Below are 19846 nucleotides of genomic sequence, written 5' to 3'. Positions count from 1 at the left end.
GTCGCCCGCTCAAAGCGCGATCAGCGCCACGCCGATCACCGCGAGCAGCGCCGCGATCAGGCGGACGCGGAAGTAGCGCTCGCCGAGCAGGACGCCGCCGAGGACGACCGCGACGATCGCCTGTGTGTTGATCACCGGCGAGGCGATGCTGGCGGGCAACAGCGCGAACGCGAGCGTCGTGACGTGCTCGCCGACCGCGACGATCCCGCCCGCAGCGGCCAGTTTCGGGAGGTCCGCACGGACCCCCGAGGGCGGGTGACGGACCGCGCTCGGAAGCAGAACGACCGCGACGCCGATCAGTAGTAGCGGGACCCACAGCGTCCCGGGGAGCGCGAGCTCCTGGAGCGCGACGCGTTTGCCCAGATCGCTCACCGCGTAACACATCGCGCTCACCAGCGCGAGCTGGGCCGGGCGCGACGCGGCCGCCTTGCGAACCGGCTCGAACAACCCGCCCGGCTCGTAGTTGGCGACGTACACCGCGACCGTCGCGACCAGTACGCCGAGGACCTGGACGGGACCCAACACCTCCCCGAGGAGCACCACCTCGAGCGGGAGGACGAACATCGGCACGACCTTGTTGATCGGCGCCACGTACGAGACCTGCCCCTCCGCGATCGCCCGCAAGAAGAGGACGAACGCGAGTGCGGTCGCCGTGACGGTGAGCGCGACGATCCCGACCTCGGCGGCCCCGAAGCCGCCGAGCGCCGCCGCCGAAGCGCTCCGGTCCGTGAGGACCATGGGGGCGTACCACGCCAGCGCGAACGCGTTGATACGGACGGTGAGCGCGGCAGGGGAGTAGCCCTCGAACCACCGTTTCAGTACGAACAGGTAGACGCCCCAGACGACGGCGGCGACGAGCGCGAACCCGAGGCCGAGATCCATCGTTCCTCCGGACGATCGGTCGGGTCAAGAGGCGTTCGATCGAGCGACGTGCCGGGTGCTGAGTCCGCCCCCGCCCGTCGAACGGAACCTTTTTGCGGACCGTGACGACGCCTTACCCATGGACGAGCCCTCCACTCCCGGGTCGCGGCCGAACCGCTACGACATCTCGACGCTCGACCTCTCCGACGACCGCTACGAGGTGAAACAGTCCGCGGTCCGGAACAAGTACACCGTGCGTGACAGCGCCGGCACCGTCGTCCTCCGCGGGAAACAGAAGCTGTTCAAGCTGAAAGAGGAGTTCCCGTTCGTCACCGGCGACGGTGCGGACGCGTTCACCGTCAAGGCGGGCGGGATCATGGACGTCGCGGGGAACTACACGCTCATCGACGCGGGGACCGGCGAGGAGGTCGTCGTCCTCGACGAGGACCTCTCGCTTTTCGTCGAGAACTGGACGATTCGGGACCCCGAGACGGGGGCGACGCTGGCGACGATCCGATCGAAGAGCAAACCCCTCTCCGTGCTCAGACACCTCGTGAGCGTCGCGAACCTCGTCCCGAACAAGTACGAGATATTCGACGCCGACGGCGACCACGTCGGCGACATCGAAGGGAAGTTCTCCCTGCGGGACGCCTACACGGTCAGCGTCGACGACGCCGGCGACGTGCCGAGGGAGGCGGTGATCGCCTCCGCGTGTATCCTCGACGCGTTGGAGAATCAGTGAGACGCGTCGGAGAACCAGCGAGCCGGCCGGCGCCGACGCTCGCCGGCGGTGAGGCGTGTGTCACGGTCCCCGGCCACGCGATCCGAAATCTGTTATGGGTGGTCGTGATACCCCGGTAGTATGGACGTCCGCGAAGACGAGTTGCGGGAGACGATCCGAGAACTGGTTTCCTTCGAGAGCTATCCCGGCGAGGAGGCCGAGGTTCAAGCCTGGTTCCGCGAGCACCTCGCCGACCTCGGCTTCGAGGTGTACGAGTGGGAGCCCGACCCGGCCGTCCTGGAGGCGCACCCGTCGTTCCCGCCGATCGAGACGCTCGATCTGGAGGACCGGCCGAGCATCGGGGGCGTCCTCGAACTCGGCGACCCCGACGCCGGCCCGGCGGTCGTGTTGAACGGCCACGTCGACGTGGTCCCGGTCGACGAGGACTCCTGGACGGTGGACCCCTTCGACCCCCGCTGGGAGGACGGTCGCCTCTACGGTCGCGGGTCGCTGGACATGAAGTCGGGCGTCGCTGCCTGCGTCTTCGCCGCGCTCGCCGTCGAGGCGCGCGCGGACGAGCTCGGCCTCGACGGCCGGATCGTCGTCGAGGGCGTCGCCGGCGAGGAGGAGGGCGGGATCGGCGCAGCGGTCGCCGCCGAGAAGAACCCGTATCCCTTCGAGCGCGACGCGGCGATCATCGCCGAACCCACCGACTTCTCGCTCGTCGTCGCCGCCGAGGGGAGCCTGATGAAGCGGCTCGAGGTGTTCGGCGAGTCGGCCCACGCCGCTCGCACGTGGGAGGGCGAGTCAGTGCTCCCGCACTTCGAGCGGATCCGCCACGCGTTCGAGGACCTCGAACGCGAGCGCGCCGAGCGCGTCACCCACCCCCTCTACACAGCGTACGACAACCCGTGGCCGGTCAACTTCGGCACCGTCGAGGCGGGCGACTGGGCCTCGTCCGTTCCCGCCCACCTCACCTCGGAGATCCGGATCGGCGTCGCCCCCCAGGAGACGGTCGACGGGGTCGAAGCCGAGTACCGCGAGCGGCTCGACGAGGTCGTCGCCGAAAGCGAGTGGCTCACCGAGCATCCGCCCGCGTTCGAGCGCTTCTCCGTCCAGTTCGAGGGGTCGGAGGTGAGCCGGGACGAACCGGTCGTCGAGCGCGTGTCAGCGGCCGCGGCTACCCGCGGGATCGAACCGACTTACGAGGGGTTCACCGCCGGCACCGACGCCCGGCACTACCTCGCAGCCGGGATCCCGACGGTCGTCTTCGGACCCGGCTCGGTCGACCTCGCACACAAGCCCGACGAGCACATCGAGTGGGACGACGTCGAGCTCGCGTGTGAGATGATCGCCGACGCGACTGCGGAGACGCTCGAGTCGTACTGACCCCTGCGATCGCCGCTGGGTCAACGCTTAAACGTCCTTCCGTCGACCTTCCGTCGTGAACGCGAAATCACAGTCCCGACTGATCGAGTTGCGTCGCGACCTCCACGAGCGGCCGGAGATCGGTTGGCGCGAGTTCTACACCACCGGCCGGATCGTCGAGGAGCTGGAGGCGATCGGTCCCGACGAGCTGTACGTCGGCCGTGAGGTCCACCGCGAGGAACGGCTCCGCCCCCCGACCGACGACCAACTGGAGAGCGCTCGTGAGCGGGCTCGCGAGACCGGCGTCGACGAGAACGTGCTCTCGAAAGTCGAGGACGGCTACACCGGCGCGCTGGCGGTCCTCCGGAAGGGCGAGGGCCCGACCGTCCTCCTCCGCGTCGACATCGACGGCCTCCCCCAGTCGGAGTCGGACGACCCCGACCACCTCCCGGCTGTAGAGGGGTTCGGGTCGCGCTACGAGGAGCGCATGCACGCCTGCGGCCACGACGCCCACGCCGCCATCGGCGTCGGCGTCCTCGAGGCGGTGAAGGAGAGCGACTTCGCGGGCACGTTCAAGGTCCTGTTCCAGCCCGCCGAAGAGTTGGGCGCGGGCGCGGCCTCCGTCGTCGGTAGCGGCCACCTCGAGGACGTCGACTCGCTCCTCGCCGTCCACGTCGGCCTCGACGTGGAGACGGGGGTCGTGTACCCCGGCATCGAGTCGTTCCTCGCGGTCAACGGCTTCGAGGCGACGTTCGAGGGGTCCCCGGCCCACGCGGGTAACAGTCCGCACGAGGGCGCGAACGCCGTCCAGGCGCTGTCGACCGCGGTCGGGAACCTGTACGCGATCCCCCGACACGGCGACGGCGCGACGCGGATCAACGTGGGCGAGATCGAGGGCGGGACCGCGACGAACATCGTCCCCGAGTCCGCCTCGCTCCGGGGCGAGGTCAGGGGAACGACGACGGAGCTCCGGGAGTACGTCGCTGACCACGCTGAGAGAACGCTCCGGAGTGCGGCCGAGCTCCACGGCTGCGACGTCGACGTCGAGTTCGGCGACGGGACGCCGAGCTGTGAGTGCGACGACGCGCTCGTCGACGTCGTCTCCGCGGCCGCGTCGGGCCACGACACCACGGTCACGCCCGACGAGGGTGACGCGCTCGGCGGTAGCGAGGACGCGACCCGGCTGATGCGGGCGGTTCAGCGAAACGGCGGCGACGCGACCTACGTGGGCTTCGGCTCGAGCAACCCCACCGGCCACCACACCGCGACGTTCGACGTCGACGAGGCCGTCATCCCTCTCGCGGTCGACGTGTTGACCGACGCGATCCGGTCGGTGTCGACGGCGGAGTGACGGCTCTCGGCGTTCCTCCCGTGCGTCGGTCGGTTCCTCCCGTGCGTCGGTCGGTTCCTCCCGCGCGTCGGTCGGGTCCCCCCGTTCGCCGATACACTTACGTGAACTGTCACTCGTTGGTAATCCGATCGTCACATGCTACCGATCAACAAGAAATTACCATCGGACCGACGGACGCCATGACCACGACACGTATTCCCCCCATCGGCCGACACGACAGCGCTCACGACGACGCGAACCGCGGAGGCGAGCGGAGACGCAAGAACGAGAGGGGCCTGAATGCCCGATAGGCACGGCCCCTACCGACGGATCAGGTACCTCCTCGAGATCGACGGGATCGCCAAGGCGGGGTTTACCCGCTGTTCGCTCCCGACCGCCCGGACGGACGTCGTCGAGTACCGCGAGGGGACCGATCCGCCTCGACCGCGACGGCTCCGGGGACTCGACAGGGACGGCCCGCTCGTCTTGGAGGCTGGAGCGACCGACGACTCGCTCGCGCTCTTCGAGTGGCGGAGGCTCGTCGAACAGGGGAAGGTCGACGAGGCACGCCGACCGATCGCGGTGGTCCTCCTCGACGAGGAGGGCGAAGCCGGCCCGCGCTGGGAGTTCAGGGACGCGTGGCCCCATCGGTACACCGCGCCGGACCTCGCAGCCGATCGGTCCGACGTCGCCATCGAACGGCTCGCGATCGTCCACGAAGGGATGGAACGGACCGCGTGACATGTGGGCTCGTCGACGACGGACGGGTCGGACACGTGCGATACGGCCGAGAACGGCCCGGGGGTGTCCCGGCCGTGGCTGACCGGACCGACCCGTACCCGAACACCCGGTTTCGAGTCGAGATAGACGCGGTCGACGCCGGTGGCTTCAGCGAGGTCCGCGGCCTCTCGATGCGCGTCGGGGACGCCGCGGGGTCGACGTCGGACGAACCGCTCTGGCGACGGGTCCTGGCCCGTGACATGTCGTGGGGCGATCGGCGGACGACGGGGCTCGACGGCGGGGGGCGATCGATGACCTCGCCGCGGCTCGAACTCCGGCGGGGCGTGGCCGACGGGACGGCGCTGTGGGAGTGGTTCCGCGAGTGGATCGACGGCGGCGGGACGACGCGGACGGTCCTGGTCACCCTCCTCGACGACGGGGGCGACACCGCGCGCGCCTGGCGGTGTGAGCGCGCCCGTCCAGTGCGGTGGGACGGGCCGACGCTGTCGGCGCTCGGCTCGGGGCTCGCCACGGAGACGTTCGAACTGGAACACGACGGCATCGAGGAGGTGGACGTTGGATGACGCGACCGCCGGCGTCCCCCGACGTTCGAGGTCGGCGTCGGAGGGACCGGCCGTGAGCTCGCTCGAGGCCATCTACGGGGTCGGGGACGTCCGCGCTGGGAGACTCAGGGAGCACGGGCTGGAGACGGTCGAGGCCGTCGCGAACGCCCCGGTCGACGAGTTGGCCGACCTCCTCGACGGCGTCGGCCGGTCCCGGGCGCGGAAGATCCGCTACTCCGCGAGGCGGATCGCCGCCGAGGAGGGGGGCGAGACGGGCCGTACCGCCGGCCCGGGCGACGCCGACGAGGCGACCGGCGGATACGTGACGTCGCGGCCGGTGGCCGCCGCCGACACCGTCGTCGTCGTTCCCGGACATGCGTTCCTGACGAGACCGGGGCGCACCGACTACCCCGATCGCTGGGGACGGGCGCTCGTGTCCGTCCCGACTCCTCGCCGCGTCGGGCCGGACGCCGAGATGTCCGACCTCGCCGACGCGGTCGTGTTGTGTCCGCCGGAGCGGACGGCCGCAGTGGCGCCGACCCTCTACGCTGTGCTCGTCGAACGAACGGCGGACGGCGAGGCGGTGACTCCCCCCACGGACGCCGAGTCCGTCCTCGAGGCCGTCGTCCGTCCGGGCACGGTCATGTCCGGAGAGACGCTTCGGGACGCCGCCGAGGACCGTCGGGTCTCCGGGGACGAACTGTCTGCCGTCCTGCGGAACGGGACGGTGCTCCGTCCCGGGGGCTCGTTCGACCTCGCCGACCCCGAGCGGAGCGCGTCGATCGGTTCGGCGGGGGGGTACCTCTCCGGCGACCGCGTCCTCCCCGCGGGCTGGGTGTTCGACGCCGGTGAACGGGTCCGTGGGACCGACCCGCCACGGTGCGCGTCGTTCCTCGCTCAGGGCGTCGCGACCGTCCCCGGTCGACGGGTGGCGGACCGACTCCCCGACGCCGACGGTGGACCGCGAGCCGTGCTCCCGCTCTTGCGGACAGCTGGGGTACTCCTCCCGCCCGGGTCCGTCCGGGAGCGGTGACCCCTGTTCACTTTCCGACGCCGGCTACCTCGTCGGCCGTCGAGGGTCAGGCGACACTGCGCTCGGTGAGCGTCTCGCCGCGCTCGAACCGGTCCCCGGCGAGCGGCGAGATATCGAGGAGGTCGGTGTCGCCGTCGAAGACGAGGTCGGCGACGATCCGGCCCGAGGCGGGCGCGTGCTGGAACCCGTGTCCGGAGAAGCCCGCAACGGTCACCAGGCCGGGGACCGTCTCCTCGACGATCGGGTGATGATCGGGGGTGACCGCGTACAATCCGGCCCAGCCGCGTTTGATCCGGGTGTCGAGCCCGAAGTACTCCGCGTAGTCGGCGGCGTGTTCGACCGCGCGCGCGGCCCACTCGACGTCCATCCCCTCGTCGTAGGCGTCGGGGTCCCGGTCGGAGTCGTCGTCCCCGTCGAAGTGGCCACCGACGAGGGCCACGCCGTCCCGCTCGGGCCGGAAGTACGACCCCGTCTCCAGGTCGATCGTCAGCGGGACCGACTCCGGAACCGGCGAGGTCGGGTCGACCACCGCGATCTGCCGCCGTCGCGGGGCGATCGGGAGGTCGACGCCGGCCATCTCGCCGACCCCTACAGCCCACGCCCCGGCGGCGTTGACGACGTAGTCGACCGATAGTCGTTCCGTCTCCGCCGTGTCGACACTGCGGACGTCGGCCGCGACGACCCGGTCGCCCTCGCGGTGGACGTCGGCCACGGCCGTCTTCGTCCGAACGTCGACGCCCCGCTCGCGGGCGGCCTCGGCGTATCCCTGGACGGCGAGGTTCGGGTCGGCGATCCCGTCGTCGGGGTTGTACGTCGCCGTGACGAACGGCTCGGGATCCAGTCCCGGGCAGTGTTCGGTCGCCTCCGCGGGCGTGAGCAGCTCGCTTCCCGCGCCGAGTTCGCGCTGCATCTCGACGTTCTCGCGGAACTGCTCCGCGGTCTCGTCCGAACGGGCGAGGAAGAGGTAGCCGTTCTTTCGGAGCCCGATGTCGACGCCGAACCGCTCCTCGAAGGCGTTCCAGACCTCCTTGCTGGCGAGCGAGAGCTCCACGTTCACCCGCGTGGAGAACTGCGACCGGATCCCGCCGGCGGAGCGGGCGGTGCTCCCGTTCCCGAGCGACCCCTTCTCCGCGAGCGTCACGTTCGCGCCGCGGTCGGCAAGCGCGTACGCGGCCGAGAGCCCGACGACTCCCCCACCGACGACGAGTACGTCCATGCTCCCCGATCGACCTCACGACATATAAACGTACGACGACGCCGGTCCATCGGTCCGACGATCAGGCTAAGTCACCGGGGGGCGACGCCCCGGACATGGTGCTCGTACTCTCCGCCGAGGAGGTCGAACGGAGCCTCGACCTGGCGGGACTCGTCGACGTGGTGAACGACGCGCTGGTCAAACAGGCCGCCGGCGAGGTCGAACGACCCCACCGACCCCACTTCCCCGTGGGTACGGGTCTCGACGGCGAGGAACCGGCGGGAACCGGGATCGCGATGCCGGCGTACGTCCACGGCGCCGAACACTACGCGACGAAACTCGTCGGCGTCCACGAGGGGAACGCGGACCGGGGATTGCCGACGATCAACGCCCAGATCGCGCTCACGGACGCCCGGACGGGCCTCCCGAAGGCGTTCATGGCCGGTACGACGATCACGAACGCCCGGACGGGCTGTATCGGCGCGGTCTCGGTGCGGGAACTGGCCCCGAAAGCGGGGGAGGAGCCGGGCTCGGAGCCGGACGGCGGGGGCCTCACGCTGGGCGTCATCGGGGCTGGCGCGCAGGCCCGCTGGCAGACCCGTGCGATCGCGACCGTGGCGGCGCTGTCGGACGTGCGGGTCCACTCGCCGAGCGACTCGCGAGAGGCGTGCGCAACGGACCTGAGCGAGGAGGGGATCCCGGCGCGCGCGGTCGACACGCCGCGGACTGCCGTCGAGGGGGCGGACGTCGTCGTGACCGCGACGACCGCGACCGAGCCCGTCTTCCCGCCGGACGCGCTCGATCCGGGGACCCTCGTCGTCGCCGTCGGCGCCTTCACCGAGGGGATGCAGGAGCTACATCCGGACGTCCTCGACCGGGCCGAACGAGTGTTCGCGGACGTCCCCGCGGAGGTCGCGGAGACCGGCGACCTGCTCGCGAGCGACCTCGACGCGGAGGACCTGGTCGAACTCGGCGTCCCCCTCGCGGACGGGTACGACCGGGCGTCGCCCGACGGCGTGTTGGTGGTCGTGAGCGTCGGGTCGGCGACGCTCGACGCCGCTGCGGGCGAGACGGTCTACCGGGACGCCCTGGAGGCGGGCGACGGGACCGAGGTCTCGCTGTAGTTCGACGGGCCGCGCCCTCGAGGTATGTCTCGAGGGCGACACCGAATACGCCTGCGCGAAGTCGTCGACCCCAACTCACCGGCTCCGTCGGCCCTTCGTCTGTCGGTAATCCCGGCCCAACACGTTCTCGCGCATGTGCTCGAGGAACGCCGTTGCTTCGTCGTCGGTCATCGAGTCCGGCTCGCGCATCGGGACGATCTCGAAGCCGCGCCCGCGGACCGTCGTCGCGTGCTCGGCGTCGACGTCGAAGGAGTCCGGCCGTCGGGTCGTGTACGCGACCGCGAGCTCGCGGAGCGCCCGCTCGCCGACCGCCACGATGATCTGCGGGTTGATCATTCGTATCTCCGCGTTGAGGAACGGCTCGCAGGTCGTCACCTCCCCGTCGGTCGGCTTCCGATCGGGACGTCGACAGCGCGTGAGGTTCGTGAAGAAGACGTTCTGTACGTCGGGTTCGGCCGCGTCCGGCGGGGACCTGACGAACCCGAGCTCCGCGAAGATCGACTGGACCCGCTCGCCGCCGCCCTCGCCGGTGAAGGGGACGCCGTTGCGTTCGGCGGCCGCCGTGGGCCGCTCGCCGACGACGAGGAACTCCGCTCCCACGTCGCCGTAGCCGTGGACTACGCGGTCCCGGCGGTCACACAGCTCGGGACAGTTCTCGCAGTCGGGGTCCATCCCGAACGGGTTCGCGAACTCCTCCTGGGTTGCCTCCACGGCCGTACTGTGGCCCACGACGACCTAAATCCTCCGGGGCGTCGCGAGCGGAGGGCGGAACGATACCGACCCCGTCGCGTCAGGTCAGCGTGTAGGCGTCGCCGTCGCGGGCGACCATGTCCCGTTTGCGGAGCGTCTTCAGGATGCTGTACAGCGACATCTTCTTCATCCCGAGCGAGTCGCCCATCTCCGAGACCGTCGCGTGCCCGTTGGTCGTCAAGTAGAGGTACACCAGCTTCGCGCGCGGTGACTGTAGTTCCGGCGGCAACGCGGGAGCCGTCGCGTACGCCGTCTCCGTCTCTAACATCTCACTCGGGTCCATGACTTCGACGATAATAAAGTCCTAGTTCAACGATCGTCGAAACACCGTGTTCGGCCCGGAGACACCACTACGAACGGGTGTTCGCGGTCTACGGGAACCGGACGGCGCTCCCGAACGGCGTGTGGCGAGACGCGTCGCCGGCGGTTTCGACCGACGACGCATAAGGAACCGTGAACGATCGGGGTCGATCAGTACGAACGGACCTTCGGCTCGTACGTCTTGGCCTCGCCCTCGAGGATCGCCGGCTTGTACCAGAGTTCGGGCTCGCCGTCGTTCCACGAGACGAGCGTGTGTTTCAGCCAGTTCTCGTCGTCGCGCTCCTGGCGCTCCTTGCGCCAGTGTGCGCCGCGGAACTCCCGCCGCGCGAGCGCGCCCATCGCCAGCGCCTCCGCGATGTCGAGGATGTTCCGCGTCTCCATCGTGTGGATGAGGTCCGTGTTGAACGTCCGCGAGGGGTCCGAGACCGCGACCTCCGTGTACGCCTCCCGCGCCTCTCTGAGGTCCGAAAGCGACCGTTTGAGCCCCTCCTCCTCGCGGAACACGTTGACGTTGGCCGTCATCGTCTTCTGGACCGCCGAGCGGATCTCCGCGTGGTTGCGGCCCTTGCGTGCGAGCAGGTCCTCGACGCGCTCGCGGGCGCGTTCGATCTCCGCTTGTATGAGTCCCTCGGCGTCCGCCGCCACCGCGCCGCCGTCGGCCGCCGCCGGGCCACGGTCGCCGACGACACCCACGTCGACCTCGAACTCGTACTCGGCGGGCTCCCAGTCGCCGGTTTTGCCGGTCGGGATCTCCGCCGCGTCCATCTCCTTGCCGGCCGCGTGATGGCCCGCACGCTTGCCGAAGACGATGAGCTCCGGGAGCGCGTTCCCGCCGAGACGGTTCGCGCCGTGAACCGACGCGCAGGCGCACTCGCCGGCGGCGTAGAGGCCGTCGATGACCGTCTCGCCGTGCTCGTTCGTCTCGATGCCGCCCATCGCGTAGTGCTGTCCGGGTTTGACCGGCATCGGCTCCGTCAGCCCGTCCGCACCCTCGAAGTCCTCCGCGAGGTGGAGGATGTTCTCCAGCCGGTCGAGGATGCGCTCCTCGCCGAGGTGGCGCATGTCGAGGTGGACGTACTCGTCCTCGATGCCCCGCCCCTCGTTGACCTCGGTCAGCTCCGCCCGCGAGACCACGTCGCGGGAGGCGAGTTCCCCGTCGTTGTTCGCGTACCCGTGCTCGAACATGAACCGCTCGCCCTTCTCGTTGTAGAGGATCCCGCCCTCGCCGCGGACGCCCTCCGAGATCAGCACGCCGGTGGACGGCAGCGTGGTGGGGTGGAACTGGATGAACTCCATGTCCTCCATCGGGACGCCCGCGCGGTAGGCCATCGCGACCCCGTCGCCGGTGTTCGCGACCGCGTTCGTGGTGTGGTCGAACACCTGCCCCATCCCGCCGGTGGCCAGGATCACGCCGCCGCTCGCGCGGAACCCGTCGACCTCGCCGCGCTGGATGTCGTAGGCGACGACGCCGTGGCAGGTCCGGTCGGCGGGGTCCTCCTCGTCGGTGACGACGAGGTCCATCACGTGCCACTCGTCGTACACCGTGATCCCGCGTTTGACCACCTGCTCGTACATCGTATGCAGCATCTGGTGACCGGTCTCCGCGCCCGCGTACGTCGTCCGCGGGAACGAGAGCCCGCCGAAGGGCCGCTGGGAGACGCGCCCGTCCTCCTCGCGCGAGAACGGCATCCCCCAGTGTTCGAGCTGGATCACCTCCTCGGGGCTCTCCTTACAGAGCGCCTCGACCGCGGGGGCGTCCCCGAGGTAGTCGGATCCCTTCATCGTGTCGTACGCGTGGTCCTCCCAGGAGTCCGCGTCCCGGAGCGCCGCGTTGATCCCGCCCTCCGCCGCGCCCGTGTGTGACCGCACCGGGTGTAGCTTCGAGACGATGGCCACGTCGGCTCCCTCCTCCTGTGCCGCTATCGCCGCGCGGAGGCCCGCTCCGCCCGCGCCGACAACGACGACGTCGTGTTCGTACATGGTTTGTGTATGGTGTGTGTGGTTGGTAGTGTCGCTTGAGCGTATCCTTGGCGTCTCCGGTCGTCACCAGAACTTCAGGTTGTTCTTGACCGCCTCGCGTTTCAGCTCCTGGATGTGTTCGGTGAGGGGGATGTCCTTCGGACACACCTCCGTACAGGAGAACATGGTCTGACACCGCCAGACACCGTGCTCCTGTTCGATTATCTCCAGGCGTTTCTGTTTGACGTCCTCGCCCTCCCGTTCGTCCATCGCGAACCGGTACGCCTTGTTGATCGCGGCCGGTCCGAGGTACTCGTTGTCGCCGGCAGCGATGTTACACGAGGACATACACGCGCTACACCAGATACACCGGGTCGACATCTTGATCTTCTCGCGGTTCTCCCTGGTCTGCCGCTGTTCTTCGAGCTCGCCGTCCGGGTACTCGTTCGTCTGGAAGTACGGCTCGACCGCCTCCATCTGGTCGTAGAAGTGCTCCAGGTCGACGACGAGGTCCTTCGTCACCTCGGCGTGCGGGAGCGGCTCCACGCGGATCGGCTCCTCGAGCTCGTCGATCTGGGTCTTACAGGCGAGCTTCTGGCCGCCGTTGACGAACATCGCGTCCGAGCCGCACACCGCCTGCCGGCAGGAGTGTCGGAAGGTGAGCGAGGAGTCGTAGGTGTCCCGCGCGTACATCAGCGCGTCGAGGACGGTCATCCCCTTCTCGAAGGGGACGTGGAAGGTGTCGAACCGGGGCTCCTGTTTCCCTTCGACGTCGGGGTCGTACCGGAACACCCGCAGCTCGACGGTGTGTTCGTCGGCCGCCGCCCGCTCGGCCTCCTCGGCTTCGCGTTGCCGCCGACGCTCGTCCGCCCGCCGGCGCTTCTCCGCCCGGCGTTCGTCCCCCTTCGAGGGGACGTCAGTCTCGGTTTCGGCCGCCGTCTCGTCCGTTTTCTCGGTCTGTTTGGGTAGCTGCGTGCTCATGGTTCGATCAGTAAAGCGGGATCCCCGCCCACGCGTTCGCGGTCCGGATCCCCTGGAGGACCAACACGACGCTCGCGGCGACGAGCGTCCACTTGACGACGGTGCGTTTCGTGCCCGTGAGTCCCTGGTTGATGAGGGCGTTGTAGACGCCGTTGACGCCGTGGAACGTCGCCGTCAGGAGGAACAACACCATGAGCGAGTAGTAGCTCATGGTCTCCATCCGGCCGGAACTCATCAGGAACGACACCTCGTCCGCGTGGTGGACGAAGTGGAGGAGGAAGAAGTGGAACGCCAACACGACGAGCAGGAAGGCGGCCGTGACCCGCTGGAGTAGCCACATCCGCCCGCCCGCCTCGAACGAGGAGTAGCGCTGTGCCATCTCAGAACGCCCCCGCGATGAACGTCGGCACCGACGCGACCGTGATGGCTCCCGTCAGGATCAACGACGCGTAGAAGCTCTTGTCCTGTGACTCTAACCCGACGCCGAGGTCGACCAACAGCAGGCGCGCGCCGTTGAGCATGTGGAACACCGCGACGGCGAGCAGTCCGACCTCGAGGACCCGAACCAACAACAGGCCCTCGAGCGAGACGATCGTCTGAGTGTACACGTCGTTGCCCGCCTGAAGCACGGCGGTCTCCGCGCCCGACGCGGGGATCGCCGTGCTCAACACGGCGATGTGGGTGAAGAGGTACCCGATGAGCACCCACCCCGTAAACTTATGAAATATCCACGCCCACATTCCGGCCTCGAACTCCCGCCACCGACTGAAGTCCTCGATGAGGCCTCGATTGTACGACTGACTCATACGTAGAGGCTCGGGACCGGGGTCGTATAGTAGTTACTACCACGGCCGATCGCTCCGGCCGATCCGACCCCCACCTCCGGCCGATCGCTCCGGCCGATCCGACCCCCACCTCCGGCCGATCGGCTGGTGACGGAGAATATCGGGATGGTGACCCGGCGAATCGTACTCCGCGACCGTGACTGGAGAGGGACGCCCGGAACGGGCCGTCCCTCACCCGTGTGGTACCCGTTGTCCCCCGCAGACCGTTCGCGGAAGCCTTTTATGTATACCTCCCGGCTGTACGGACGCAATGGCGAAAGGCGAAGTTGATTTCTTCAACGACACTGGCGGCTACGGTTTCATCGACACTGACGACGCGGACGAGGACGTGTTCTTCCACATGGAGGACGTCGGCGGCCCCGACCTGGAGGAAGGTCAGGAGGTCGAGTTCGACATCGAGGAGGCGGACAAGGGTCCGCGCGCCACGAACGTCACCCGTCTGTAAGGCGTCGAGACGTCTGTTGTATCGGCTTTTCGACCGCTCTACGTCCGCCAGCGACCGCACCGCGGGGATCTCGACTCGTTCTCGGCAAAAGTGACCGTGATCTCCCGATCCCGGCGAGATGTGCCGCCCACCCATAGGGCTTTGGGCCTCGCTGACTGACCGGTCAGTCAATGAGCGAGCAGCCGGGCGCGGCCGACGAGATCATGGACGGCGTCTACCGGGCGCTGTGTAAACACGGCTACGCGGGGCTGACGATGCAGGACATCGCCGACGAGTGTTCGAAGAGCAAGTCGCTCCTCCACTACCACTACGACACGAAGGAGGACCTCCTCGTGGCGTTCCTCGCACGGGTGATCACCGACTTCGAGCGTCGTGTGACCCGCGGTGCGGACGCGCCCCCGGCCGAGCGACTCGTCGCGTTCGTCGGCTGGTTCGTCTTCGAACCCGCCGAGATAGAGCGCGAGTCGTTCCACATCGGGCTCCTCGAGATGCGGTCACAGGGACCGTTCAACGACCGGATCCGCGAACAGTTGCTCCGCAGCGACCGGCTCCTACGCGAGACCGCCGCCGGCATCCTCTCGGACGGGATCGACGCCGGCGTCTTCCGTGACGTCGACGTCGACGAGACGGCCGCGCTCCTCGTCGCGACGCTCGACGGCGCGCGAACCAGACAGATCACTCTCGGGACCGGCCTCGGCGGCGGGGGTGACGCCGGGGTCGGCGAGAGCGGAATCGACGAGAGCGAAATCGACGAGAGCGAAATCGACGAGAGCGGAATCGACGAGAACGAACTCGACGGCGGACCGGACGATAGCGGAGCGACCGAGCCCCCGGAGCCCGACATCGCGTACACCCGGACGGTCGCGGTGGCGACGCTCCGGCGCATCGTCGAACCGCTGCTCGCCGAGGGGATGACGCTTCCGTCGCTCGATGAAACGCTCGAAGAACTCACGGCCCGGACCGGGGAGAACCCCGCCGGCGGGTCCGGTCCGACGGGCGAGACGTCGGAATGATGCGGGCGCGTTCGAGGCCGATACGGAAAGCGCGTCCGGCGCGCCCGGCGCATCACGCGGGGTCATAACCGATGGCTCGGTTCCCCGCTATCGGCCTCTCCCGGTTCCCGACCGTCCTGCTCGCGGTGATCGCCAGCACGTTCTTCGTCGGGTTCGGCGGCGGCGTCGTCTTCCCCATCCTCCCGAACCTCGGCGCGGTCCTCGGCATCTCCGCGTTCATGGTCGGCGTGATCCTCTCCGCGAACCGCTGGGTCCGGCTCGTCGCCAACGCGCCCGCGGGTGCGCTGGTCGACCGCTATGGCACGCGGAAACCCTTCGTTCTCGGACTGCTCATCGAGGGGATCGCCACCCTCGGCTACGTCCTCGCGATCGCGTTGCCGCCGGCGGAGTCGCTCCGCCCGGTCGTAGCGGGGTTGCCGGCGGGATCGCTCGGCCCGCTCGTCGTCGGCTCGAACGAGTGGTTCACCGCCGTCTCGGTCGCAGTCGCGCCGGAAACCTGGTTCCTGCTGGCTCGGTTCCTCTGGGGGATCGGGTCCGCCGCGGTGTTCGCGACCGCCTACACCATCGCCGCCGACGTCTCCGACAGCGGCTCGCGGGGGACGAACATGGGCGTCGTGCGCGGCGGTATCACGATGGGCTTCCCCGCCGGACTCGTGCTCGGCGGCGTGGTCTCCTCGCTCGCGGGCAACGTCACGGCGTTCGTCGTCGCCGCTGTCTTCGCGCTCCTCGCCAGCGTCGTCGCGTACCGGCTCGTCCCCGAGACCCACGTGACGACCGACGGCGAGAAGCAGTCGATCAAACCGTGGGACGTCGACACTTCGACGCCGGCGGTGACGGTCGGGCTCGTGAACTTCGGGCTGATGTTTGCGTACATCGGGGCGCTGTTCGCCACCCTCGTGTTGTTCCTCGGCGAGACGGACATCTCGCTTCTGGGGCTCGACCCGCAGGGGACCTCGGGGCTGTTCATGGCCGGAACGGTGGTCTCCGCGTCGGTGTTCATGCTCGCCGGCGGCCGGATCTCGGACACGCGCGAGTCGCGGACGCCGATCCTCCTGGGCTTTCTCGTCGTCTCGTTCGTCGGGTTCCTCCTCCTGGCGCGGGCGGGCTCGACGCTCGAGTTGGGGCTCGCCTGCGTCGCCATCGGGGCGGGACAGGGCGGGACGAGCGGCCCGATGATGGCGCTCTTGGCCGATCTGACGCCCGACGAGCGGATGGGACGCGCCTCCGGCACCAACAACGTCTTCGGCGACGTCGGCGGCGGGCTGGGCCCGATGGTGTCGCTCCCGCTCGTCGAGGCGGTCGGGTTCACCCCGGTGTACGCGGCGTGTGCGGCGGTGCCACTGGCGGCCGGGATCGCGTTGCTCGTCGGGGTCCGTCGGGAGACTGGGACGTTCGTTCCCGGCCGCGACGCCGGCGAGTCGACCCGCGGGGAGGCCGCGTCGACGGAGGCGTGAGCGGGGTCCGCCGGACCGCCGTATGCGAACCGCTCGCGCCCGCTGGACGAAAGAACAACCGTTAAAAGTCATCGGCGGGTTCGTACGGACATGGCTGGAACCATCGAAGCGCTCGTCCCCGGCGGGCAGGCCAACCCCGGTCCGCCGCTCGGCCCGGAGCTCGGCCCGACGCCGGTGGACGTGCAGGACGTCGTGAACCGGATCAACGAGGAGACCGCCGCGTTCGACGGCATGGAGGTCCCCGTCACCGTCGAGTACGAGGACGACGGCTCCTTCACGATCGACGTCGGCGTCCCGCCGACCGCGGAGCTGATCAAGGACGAGGCCGGGTTCGAGACGGGCTCCGGCGAGCCCCAGAAGGACTTCGTCGCGGACATGTCCGTCGAGCAGGTGAAGAAGGTCGCCGAACAGAAGTCGAGCGACCTGCTGGCGTACGACACGAAGAACGCCGCCAAGGAAGTCGGCGGCACCTGCGCCTCCCTCGGCGTCACCATCGAGGGCGAGGACGCCCGGACGTTCGACGACCGCGTCGACGCCGGCGACTACGACGACGTCCTCGAGGCGTAACGCTCCAGTTCCCCGATCAGTCACGCGTCCGACGGCTTTTCACCGCGTTCAGGGCGGAGAGAATATCGACGCTCCGAGCGTCATCTCCGCCCACTCCTCGAGCACCCACTCCTCGAGCACCCACTCCTCGAGCGCCCACTCCACGGGTCGGCACGTTCCGCCGTCGAAGGGGAGATACGTCCCCGCCCCGAACGGCCGCCGATGACCGGGACGGACCACGAGAACCGGGGGTATCGACGGCTGTTCGGTCCGGACGGGTTGACGTTCGGGCTCGGCTTTCCGCTCACCGGGACGCGGGAGTCGACGCCGACGGTCGACGAGGAGGTTCGGCTCGCGACGCACGCCGAGTCGGTCGGGTTCGACGGGCTCTGGGCGCGGGACGTGCCGACGTACTGGCCACGGTTCGGCGACGCCGGCGGAGCGTTCGACCCTTGGCCGCTGCTCTCGCACGTCGCCGCCCACACGGACGCCGTCGCGCTCGGCACGTCGAGCGTCGTCCTCCCGCTCCGGCACCCGCTCCACCTCGCGAAGTCCGCGGCGACCGTCGACCGCCTCTCCGAGGGGCGGCTCGTCCTCGGGATCGCCTCCGGCGACCGCGACCCGGAGTACGCGGCGTTCGGCGTCGACGCCGACGAACGCGGGGCCGCGTTCCGCGAGCGCGTCGGGGCGATCCGCTCGATCTGGCGCGATGAGTTCCCCACCGTCGCCGGCGAGTGGGGTACGCTCGAGGGTGACCTCGACGTCCTGCCGAAGCCGACGACCGACACGCTCCCGCTCTTGCCGACGGGCAACGCCCGCCAGTCGACGGAGTGGATCGCCGAACACGGCGACGGGTGGCTGTTCTATCACCTCCCGGAACGGACGCTCCGGTCGTACCTCGACCGGTGGCGCGAACTCGCGGGGGAGAAGCCGTTCGCCATCGCGGTCCGGGTGGAACTCGCCGCCGACCCCGACGCCGACCCCGAGCACCTCCACCTGGGGTTCCGCGCCGGCGTCCGGTGGTTCCGGGAGTACTTTCGCGACCTCGAGGCGTACGGCCTCGACCACGCCATCGTGGGGCTCAAAGCGGACGACCCGAGGCCAGCGATGACGACGTTCGCCGAGGAAGTCGTTGACGAACTGTGACCGTCCCCTCGCCGTCGTCGGAACCCGAACCGACTTCCTTCGGCCGGTCGAAGGGGGAGCCATGACCCGGATCCTCGTCACGGGCGAGACGCTCATCGACTTCGTTCCGGAGGATCACGGCCCGCTCGACGCGATGGAGACGTTCCACCGCCGAGCCGGCGGCGCGCCGGCCAACGTCGCGGTCGGACTGGCGCGTCTGGGGGAGCCGCCGTCGTTCTGGACGCGGATCGGCGACGACCCGTTCGGCGACTACCTCGCCCGGACGCTCGCGGAGGCGGGCGTTCGCGAGGACCTGATCGAACGGGACCCGGACGCCGACACGGCGCTCGTCTTCGTCAGCCTGGACCCCGACGCCGACCGGGCGTTCAGCTTCCACCGGAACGGGACCGCCGACACGCGGATGCAGCCGGGAACCGTCGGCGACGGGACCCTCGCGGAGACCGAGTGGGTCCACGCGGGCGGCGTCGTCCTCGCGGACGAGCCGAGCCGGACGGCGACGTTCGACCTGCTGTCGCGGGCGAACGACGTCGACGACGCGGTCGTCTCCTTCGACCCGAACGCCCGCCCGGAACTGTTCGAGGGGGTCGACTTCGTCGACAGCTGTCGACGCGCCTTCGAACTGGCGGACGTGGTGAAAGCGACCGCGGAGGACCTCGTCGCGGCGGGCATCGCGGACCCCACCGCGGACGACGGCGACGCGCCCGCGCTCGCCAGCGCCGTCTGCGATCGGGGGCCGCACACCGTACTCCTCACGCGTGGGGCCGACGGCGCGCTCGCGCGGGCGACCCCGGAGGCGCCGTGGAACCCCACGGACGAGCCGCTCGTGGTCGAACACGGCGGGTGCCCGGTCGACCCCGTCGACACGACCGGCGCGGGCGACGCGTTCACCGCTGGCGCCATCACGGCGCTGTCGGCCGGCGAGTCCCTCTCGGAGGCGGTCGCGTTCGCGAACGCGGTGGCGGCGCGGTCGACGACCGCGAAGGGGGCGATGACGGCGCTTCCCACCCGCCCGGAGGTAGAAGAACTGCGTGCGGAGACGGACTGAGTCGCGCCGACAGCGGGACGCGGCCGTTGAACTTCGAGCCGGGACAGCCGGTCAGGCCGGGTCCGCCTTCGTCACCTCGACGTCGACGTCGTCGGGGTCGACGCCGATCCGGGCGAACTGGGTTCGGACGTGTTCGCGAGCGGCGGCCACCGCCTGATCGCGGGTGTCGAAGCCGCGAGGCATCGGTTCCTCGAACGCGACGCGGATCTCCGACCCGTCGACGAGGAGCGCGGACCCGCCGCTCTCGACCTCGTAGAAGGAATCACACACCCAGACGTACGCGGCGTCCTCGTCGGGCGCGCCCTTGTACGTCGGCGGCTCCTCGCCGCGTTCGAACACCGTCCCCGTGAGGTCGGTCCCGCCGCCGCTGCCGCGAACGAGTATCATACCGACGGTAGGTGACCGAGGCGTAAAAGCCGTCCGTGC

General features: G+C 69.6%; 22 protein-coding genes. 13 read left to right on the top strand and 9 right to left on the bottom strand.

All coding sequences use genetic code 11. The annotated features are described in order from the left end of the window. Nucleotides 1–9: 9 nt before the first annotated feature. Nucleotides 10–882, bottom strand: coding sequence for a DMT family transporter (locus DQW50_RS00800; protein WP_112077427.1), 873 nt, complete (start codon nt 880–882; stop codon nt 10–12). Nucleotides 883–1000: 118 nt separating this feature from the next. On the opposite strand from DQW50_RS00800, the gene DQW50_RS00795 reads away from it, so the two are divergent. The 6 genes from DQW50_RS00795 to DQW50_RS00770 all read left to right on the top strand — a co-directional run bounded on the left by DQW50_RS00795 (nt 1001) and on the right by DQW50_RS00770 (nt 6596). Continuing rightward, nucleotides 1001–1603, top strand: coding sequence for an LURP-one-related/scramblase family protein (locus DQW50_RS00795; protein WP_112077426.1), 603 nt, complete (start codon nt 1001–1003; stop codon nt 1601–1603). Between the two features lie 120 nt (nt 1604–1723). Beyond that, nucleotides 1724–2971, top strand: a complete 1248-nt coding sequence (locus DQW50_RS00790) for an ArgE/DapE family deacylase (RefSeq protein ID WP_112077425.1) — start codon at nt 1724–1726, stop codon at nt 2969–2971. 55 nt (nt 2972–3026) lie between these two features. Next, complete coding sequence (locus tag DQW50_RS00785) at nt 3027–4301, top strand: amidohydrolase (protein WP_112077424.1); 1275 nt, start codon at nt 3027–3029, stop codon at nt 4299–4301. Nucleotides 4302–4580: 279 nt separating this feature from the next. Beyond that, nucleotides 4581–5021 (top strand): phage tail protein, encoded by a 441-nt coding sequence (locus DQW50_RS00780; protein ID WP_112077423.1) that lies wholly within the window; start codon nt 4581–4583, stop codon nt 5019–5021. A gap of 74 nt (nt 5022–5095) precedes the next feature. After that, nucleotides 5096–5584 carry a phage tail protein gene (locus DQW50_RS17760; RefSeq protein WP_157964829.1) on the top strand — a complete coding sequence of 163 codons (489 nt, stop codon included), beginning with the start codon at nt 5096–5098 and terminating at the stop codon, nt 5582–5584. A gap of 52 nt (nt 5585–5636) precedes the next feature. Continuing rightward, nucleotides 5637–6596, top strand: coding sequence for a helix-hairpin-helix domain-containing protein (locus DQW50_RS00770; protein ID WP_157964828.1), 960 nt, complete (start codon nt 5637–5639; stop codon nt 6594–6596). Between the two features lie 46 nt (nt 6597–6642). Here DQW50_RS00770 and DQW50_RS00765 read toward each other — a convergent pair whose 3' ends face one another. Further along, on the bottom strand, nt 6643–7812 hold the full coding sequence (locus DQW50_RS00765) for an FAD-binding oxidoreductase (protein WP_112077420.1): 1170 nt from the start codon (nt 7810–7812) through the stop codon (nt 6643–6645). A gap of 95 nt (nt 7813–7907) precedes the next feature. Between DQW50_RS00765 and DQW50_RS00760 the strand changes: the two genes are divergently transcribed. Then, a complete protein-coding gene (locus tag DQW50_RS00760; RefSeq protein ID WP_112077419.1) occupies nt 7908–8915 on the top strand; it encodes an ornithine cyclodeaminase family protein in 1008 nt (335 codons plus the stop codon). Between the two features lie 75 nt (nt 8916–8990). Here DQW50_RS00760 and DQW50_RS00755 read toward each other — a convergent pair whose 3' ends face one another. From DQW50_RS00755 to sdhC, 6 genes are all read right to left on the bottom strand, one after another. Beyond that, complete coding sequence (locus DQW50_RS00755) at nt 8991–9626, bottom strand: uracil-DNA glycosylase family protein (protein ID WP_112077418.1); 636 nt, start codon at nt 9624–9626, stop codon at nt 8991–8993. 79 nt (nt 9627–9705) lie between these two features. After that, complete coding sequence (locus tag DQW50_RS00750) at nt 9706–9933, bottom strand: helix-turn-helix domain-containing protein (RefSeq protein ID WP_112077606.1); 228 nt, start codon at nt 9931–9933, stop codon at nt 9706–9708. Nucleotides 9934–10136: 203 nt separating this feature from the next. Beyond that, on the bottom strand, nt 10137–11966 hold the full coding sequence (locus DQW50_RS00745) for an FAD-binding protein (RefSeq protein ID WP_112077417.1): 1830 nt from the start codon (nt 11964–11966) through the stop codon (nt 10137–10139). 63 nt (nt 11967–12029) lie between these two features. After that, nucleotides 12030–12926: a succinate dehydrogenase/fumarate reductase iron-sulfur subunit gene (locus DQW50_RS00740; protein ID WP_112077416.1), complete on the bottom strand. Its 897-nt coding sequence runs from the start codon at nt 12924–12926 to the stop codon at nt 12030–12032. Between the two features lie 7 nt (nt 12927–12933). Next, a complete protein-coding gene (locus DQW50_RS00735) occupies nt 12934–13305 on the bottom strand; it encodes a succinate dehydrogenase (protein ID WP_112077415.1) in 372 nt (123 codons plus the stop codon). Between the two features lies 1 nt (nt 13306). Continuing rightward, the gene (sdhC, locus tag DQW50_RS00730; RefSeq protein WP_112077414.1) at nt 13307–13732 is read right to left on the bottom strand and encodes a succinate dehydrogenase, cytochrome b556 subunit; all 426 of its coding nucleotides are present in this window, start codon (nt 13730–13732) and stop codon (nt 13307–13309) included. Between the two features lie 289 nt (nt 13733–14021). Here sdhC and DQW50_RS00725 point away from each other — a divergent pair, with 289 nt between their 5' ends. From DQW50_RS00725 to DQW50_RS00700, 6 genes are all read left to right on the top strand, one after another. Further along, nucleotides 14022–14216, top strand: a complete 195-nt coding sequence (locus tag DQW50_RS00725) for a cold-shock protein (protein WP_112077413.1) — start codon at nt 14022–14024, stop codon at nt 14214–14216. A gap of 170 nt (nt 14217–14386) precedes the next feature. Then, a complete protein-coding gene (locus tag DQW50_RS00720; RefSeq protein ID WP_112077412.1) occupies nt 14387–15229 on the top strand; it encodes a TetR/AcrR family transcriptional regulator in 843 nt (280 codons plus the stop codon). Nucleotides 15230–15300: 71 nt separating this feature from the next. Continuing rightward, the gene (locus DQW50_RS00715; RefSeq protein ID WP_112077411.1) at nt 15301–16683 is read left to right on the top strand and encodes an MFS transporter; all 1383 of its coding nucleotides are present in this window, start codon (nt 15301–15303) and stop codon (nt 16681–16683) included. Nucleotides 16684–16773: 90 nt separating this feature from the next. Then, nucleotides 16774–17250 carry a 50S ribosomal protein L11 gene (locus DQW50_RS00710; RefSeq protein ID WP_112077410.1) on the top strand — a complete coding sequence of 159 codons (477 nt, stop codon included), beginning with the start codon at nt 16774–16776 and terminating at the stop codon, nt 17248–17250. A 201-nt stretch (nt 17251–17451) separates the two neighbouring features. Next, nucleotides 17452–18375, top strand: a complete 924-nt coding sequence (locus DQW50_RS00705; RefSeq protein WP_112077409.1) for an LLM class oxidoreductase — start codon at nt 17452–17454, stop codon at nt 18373–18375. A 61-nt stretch (nt 18376–18436) separates the two neighbouring features. Next, entirely contained in the window at nt 18437–19420 is a 984-nt protein-coding gene (locus DQW50_RS00700; RefSeq protein WP_112077408.1) for a carbohydrate kinase, read from the top strand. 51 nt (nt 19421–19471) lie between these two features. Here the strand turns inward: DQW50_RS00700 and DQW50_RS00695 are convergent, their stop codons facing one another. Next, nucleotides 19472–19807, bottom strand: a complete 336-nt coding sequence (locus tag DQW50_RS00695) for a hypothetical protein (RefSeq protein ID WP_112077407.1) — start codon at nt 19805–19807, stop codon at nt 19472–19474. Between the last annotated feature and the right edge of the window lie 39 nt (nt 19808–19846).

The sequence above is a fragment of the Halorubrum sp. 48-1-W genome (assembly GCF_003287355.1).
Classification (GTDB): Archaea; Halobacteriota; Halobacteria; order Halobacteriales; family Haloferacaceae; genus Halorubrum.
The sequence above is the reverse complement of the archived record's forward strand: the minus strand, read 5'-3'. Positions and strand labels throughout refer to the sequence as shown.

Bases quoted from the DNA above. Each gene is read 5' to 3' on its own strand.
- DQW50_RS00725 (WP_112077413.1), top strand. From the start codon at position 14,022: ATGGCGAAAGGCGAAGTTGATTTCTTCAACGACACTGGCGGCTACGGT.
- DQW50_RS00760 (WP_112077419.1), top strand. From the start codon at position 7,908: ATGGTGCTCGTACTCTCCGCCGAGGAGGTCGAACGGAGCCTCGACCTG.
- DQW50_RS00720 (WP_112077412.1), top strand. From the start codon at position 14,387: ATGAGCGAGCAGCCGGGCGCGGCCGACGAGATCATGGACGGCGTCTAC.
- DQW50_RS00740 (WP_112077416.1), bottom strand. From the start codon at position 12,926: ATGAGCACGCAGCTACCCAAACAGACCGAGAAAACGGACGAGACGGCG.
- DQW50_RS00735 (WP_112077415.1), bottom strand. From the start codon at position 13,305: ATGGCACAGCGCTACTCCTCGTTCGAGGCGGGCGGGCGGATGTGGCTA.
- DQW50_RS00750 (WP_112077606.1), bottom strand. From the start codon at position 9,933: ATGTTAGAGACGGAGACGGCGTACGCGACGGCTCCCGCGTTGCCGCCG.
- DQW50_RS00790 (WP_112077425.1), top strand. From the start codon at position 1,724: ATGGACGTCCGCGAAGACGAGTTGCGGGAGACGATCCGAGAACTGGTT.
- DQW50_RS00705 (WP_112077409.1), top strand. From the start codon at position 17,452: ATGACCGGGACGGACCACGAGAACCGGGGGTATCGACGGCTGTTCGGT.
- DQW50_RS00710 (WP_112077410.1), top strand. From the start codon at position 16,774: ATGGCTGGAACCATCGAAGCGCTCGTCCCCGGCGGGCAGGCCAACCCC.
- DQW50_RS00745 (WP_112077417.1), bottom strand. From the start codon at position 11,966: ATGTACGAACACGACGTCGTCGTTGTCGGCGCGGGCGGAGCGGGCCTC.
- DQW50_RS00780 (WP_112077423.1), top strand. From the start codon at position 4,581: ATGCCCGATAGGCACGGCCCCTACCGACGGATCAGGTACCTCCTCGAG.
- sdhC (WP_112077414.1), bottom strand. From the start codon at position 13,732: ATGAGTCAGTCGTACAATCGAGGCCTCATCGAGGACTTCAGTCGGTGG.
- DQW50_RS00765 (WP_112077420.1), bottom strand. From the start codon at position 7,812: ATGGACGTACTCGTCGTCGGTGGGGGAGTCGTCGGGCTCTCGGCCGCG.
- DQW50_RS00695 (WP_112077407.1), bottom strand. From the start codon at position 19,807: ATGATACTCGTTCGCGGCAGCGGCGGCGGGACCGACCTCACGGGGACG.
- DQW50_RS00795 (WP_112077426.1), top strand. From the start codon at position 1,001: ATGGACGAGCCCTCCACTCCCGGGTCGCGGCCGAACCGCTACGACATC.
- DQW50_RS00715 (WP_112077411.1), top strand. From the start codon at position 15,301: ATGGCTCGGTTCCCCGCTATCGGCCTCTCCCGGTTCCCGACCGTCCTG.
- DQW50_RS00700 (WP_112077408.1), top strand. From the start codon at position 18,437: ATGACCCGGATCCTCGTCACGGGCGAGACGCTCATCGACTTCGTTCCG.
- DQW50_RS00800 (WP_112077427.1), bottom strand. From the start codon at position 882: ATGGATCTCGGCCTCGGGTTCGCGCTCGTCGCCGCCGTCGTCTGGGGC.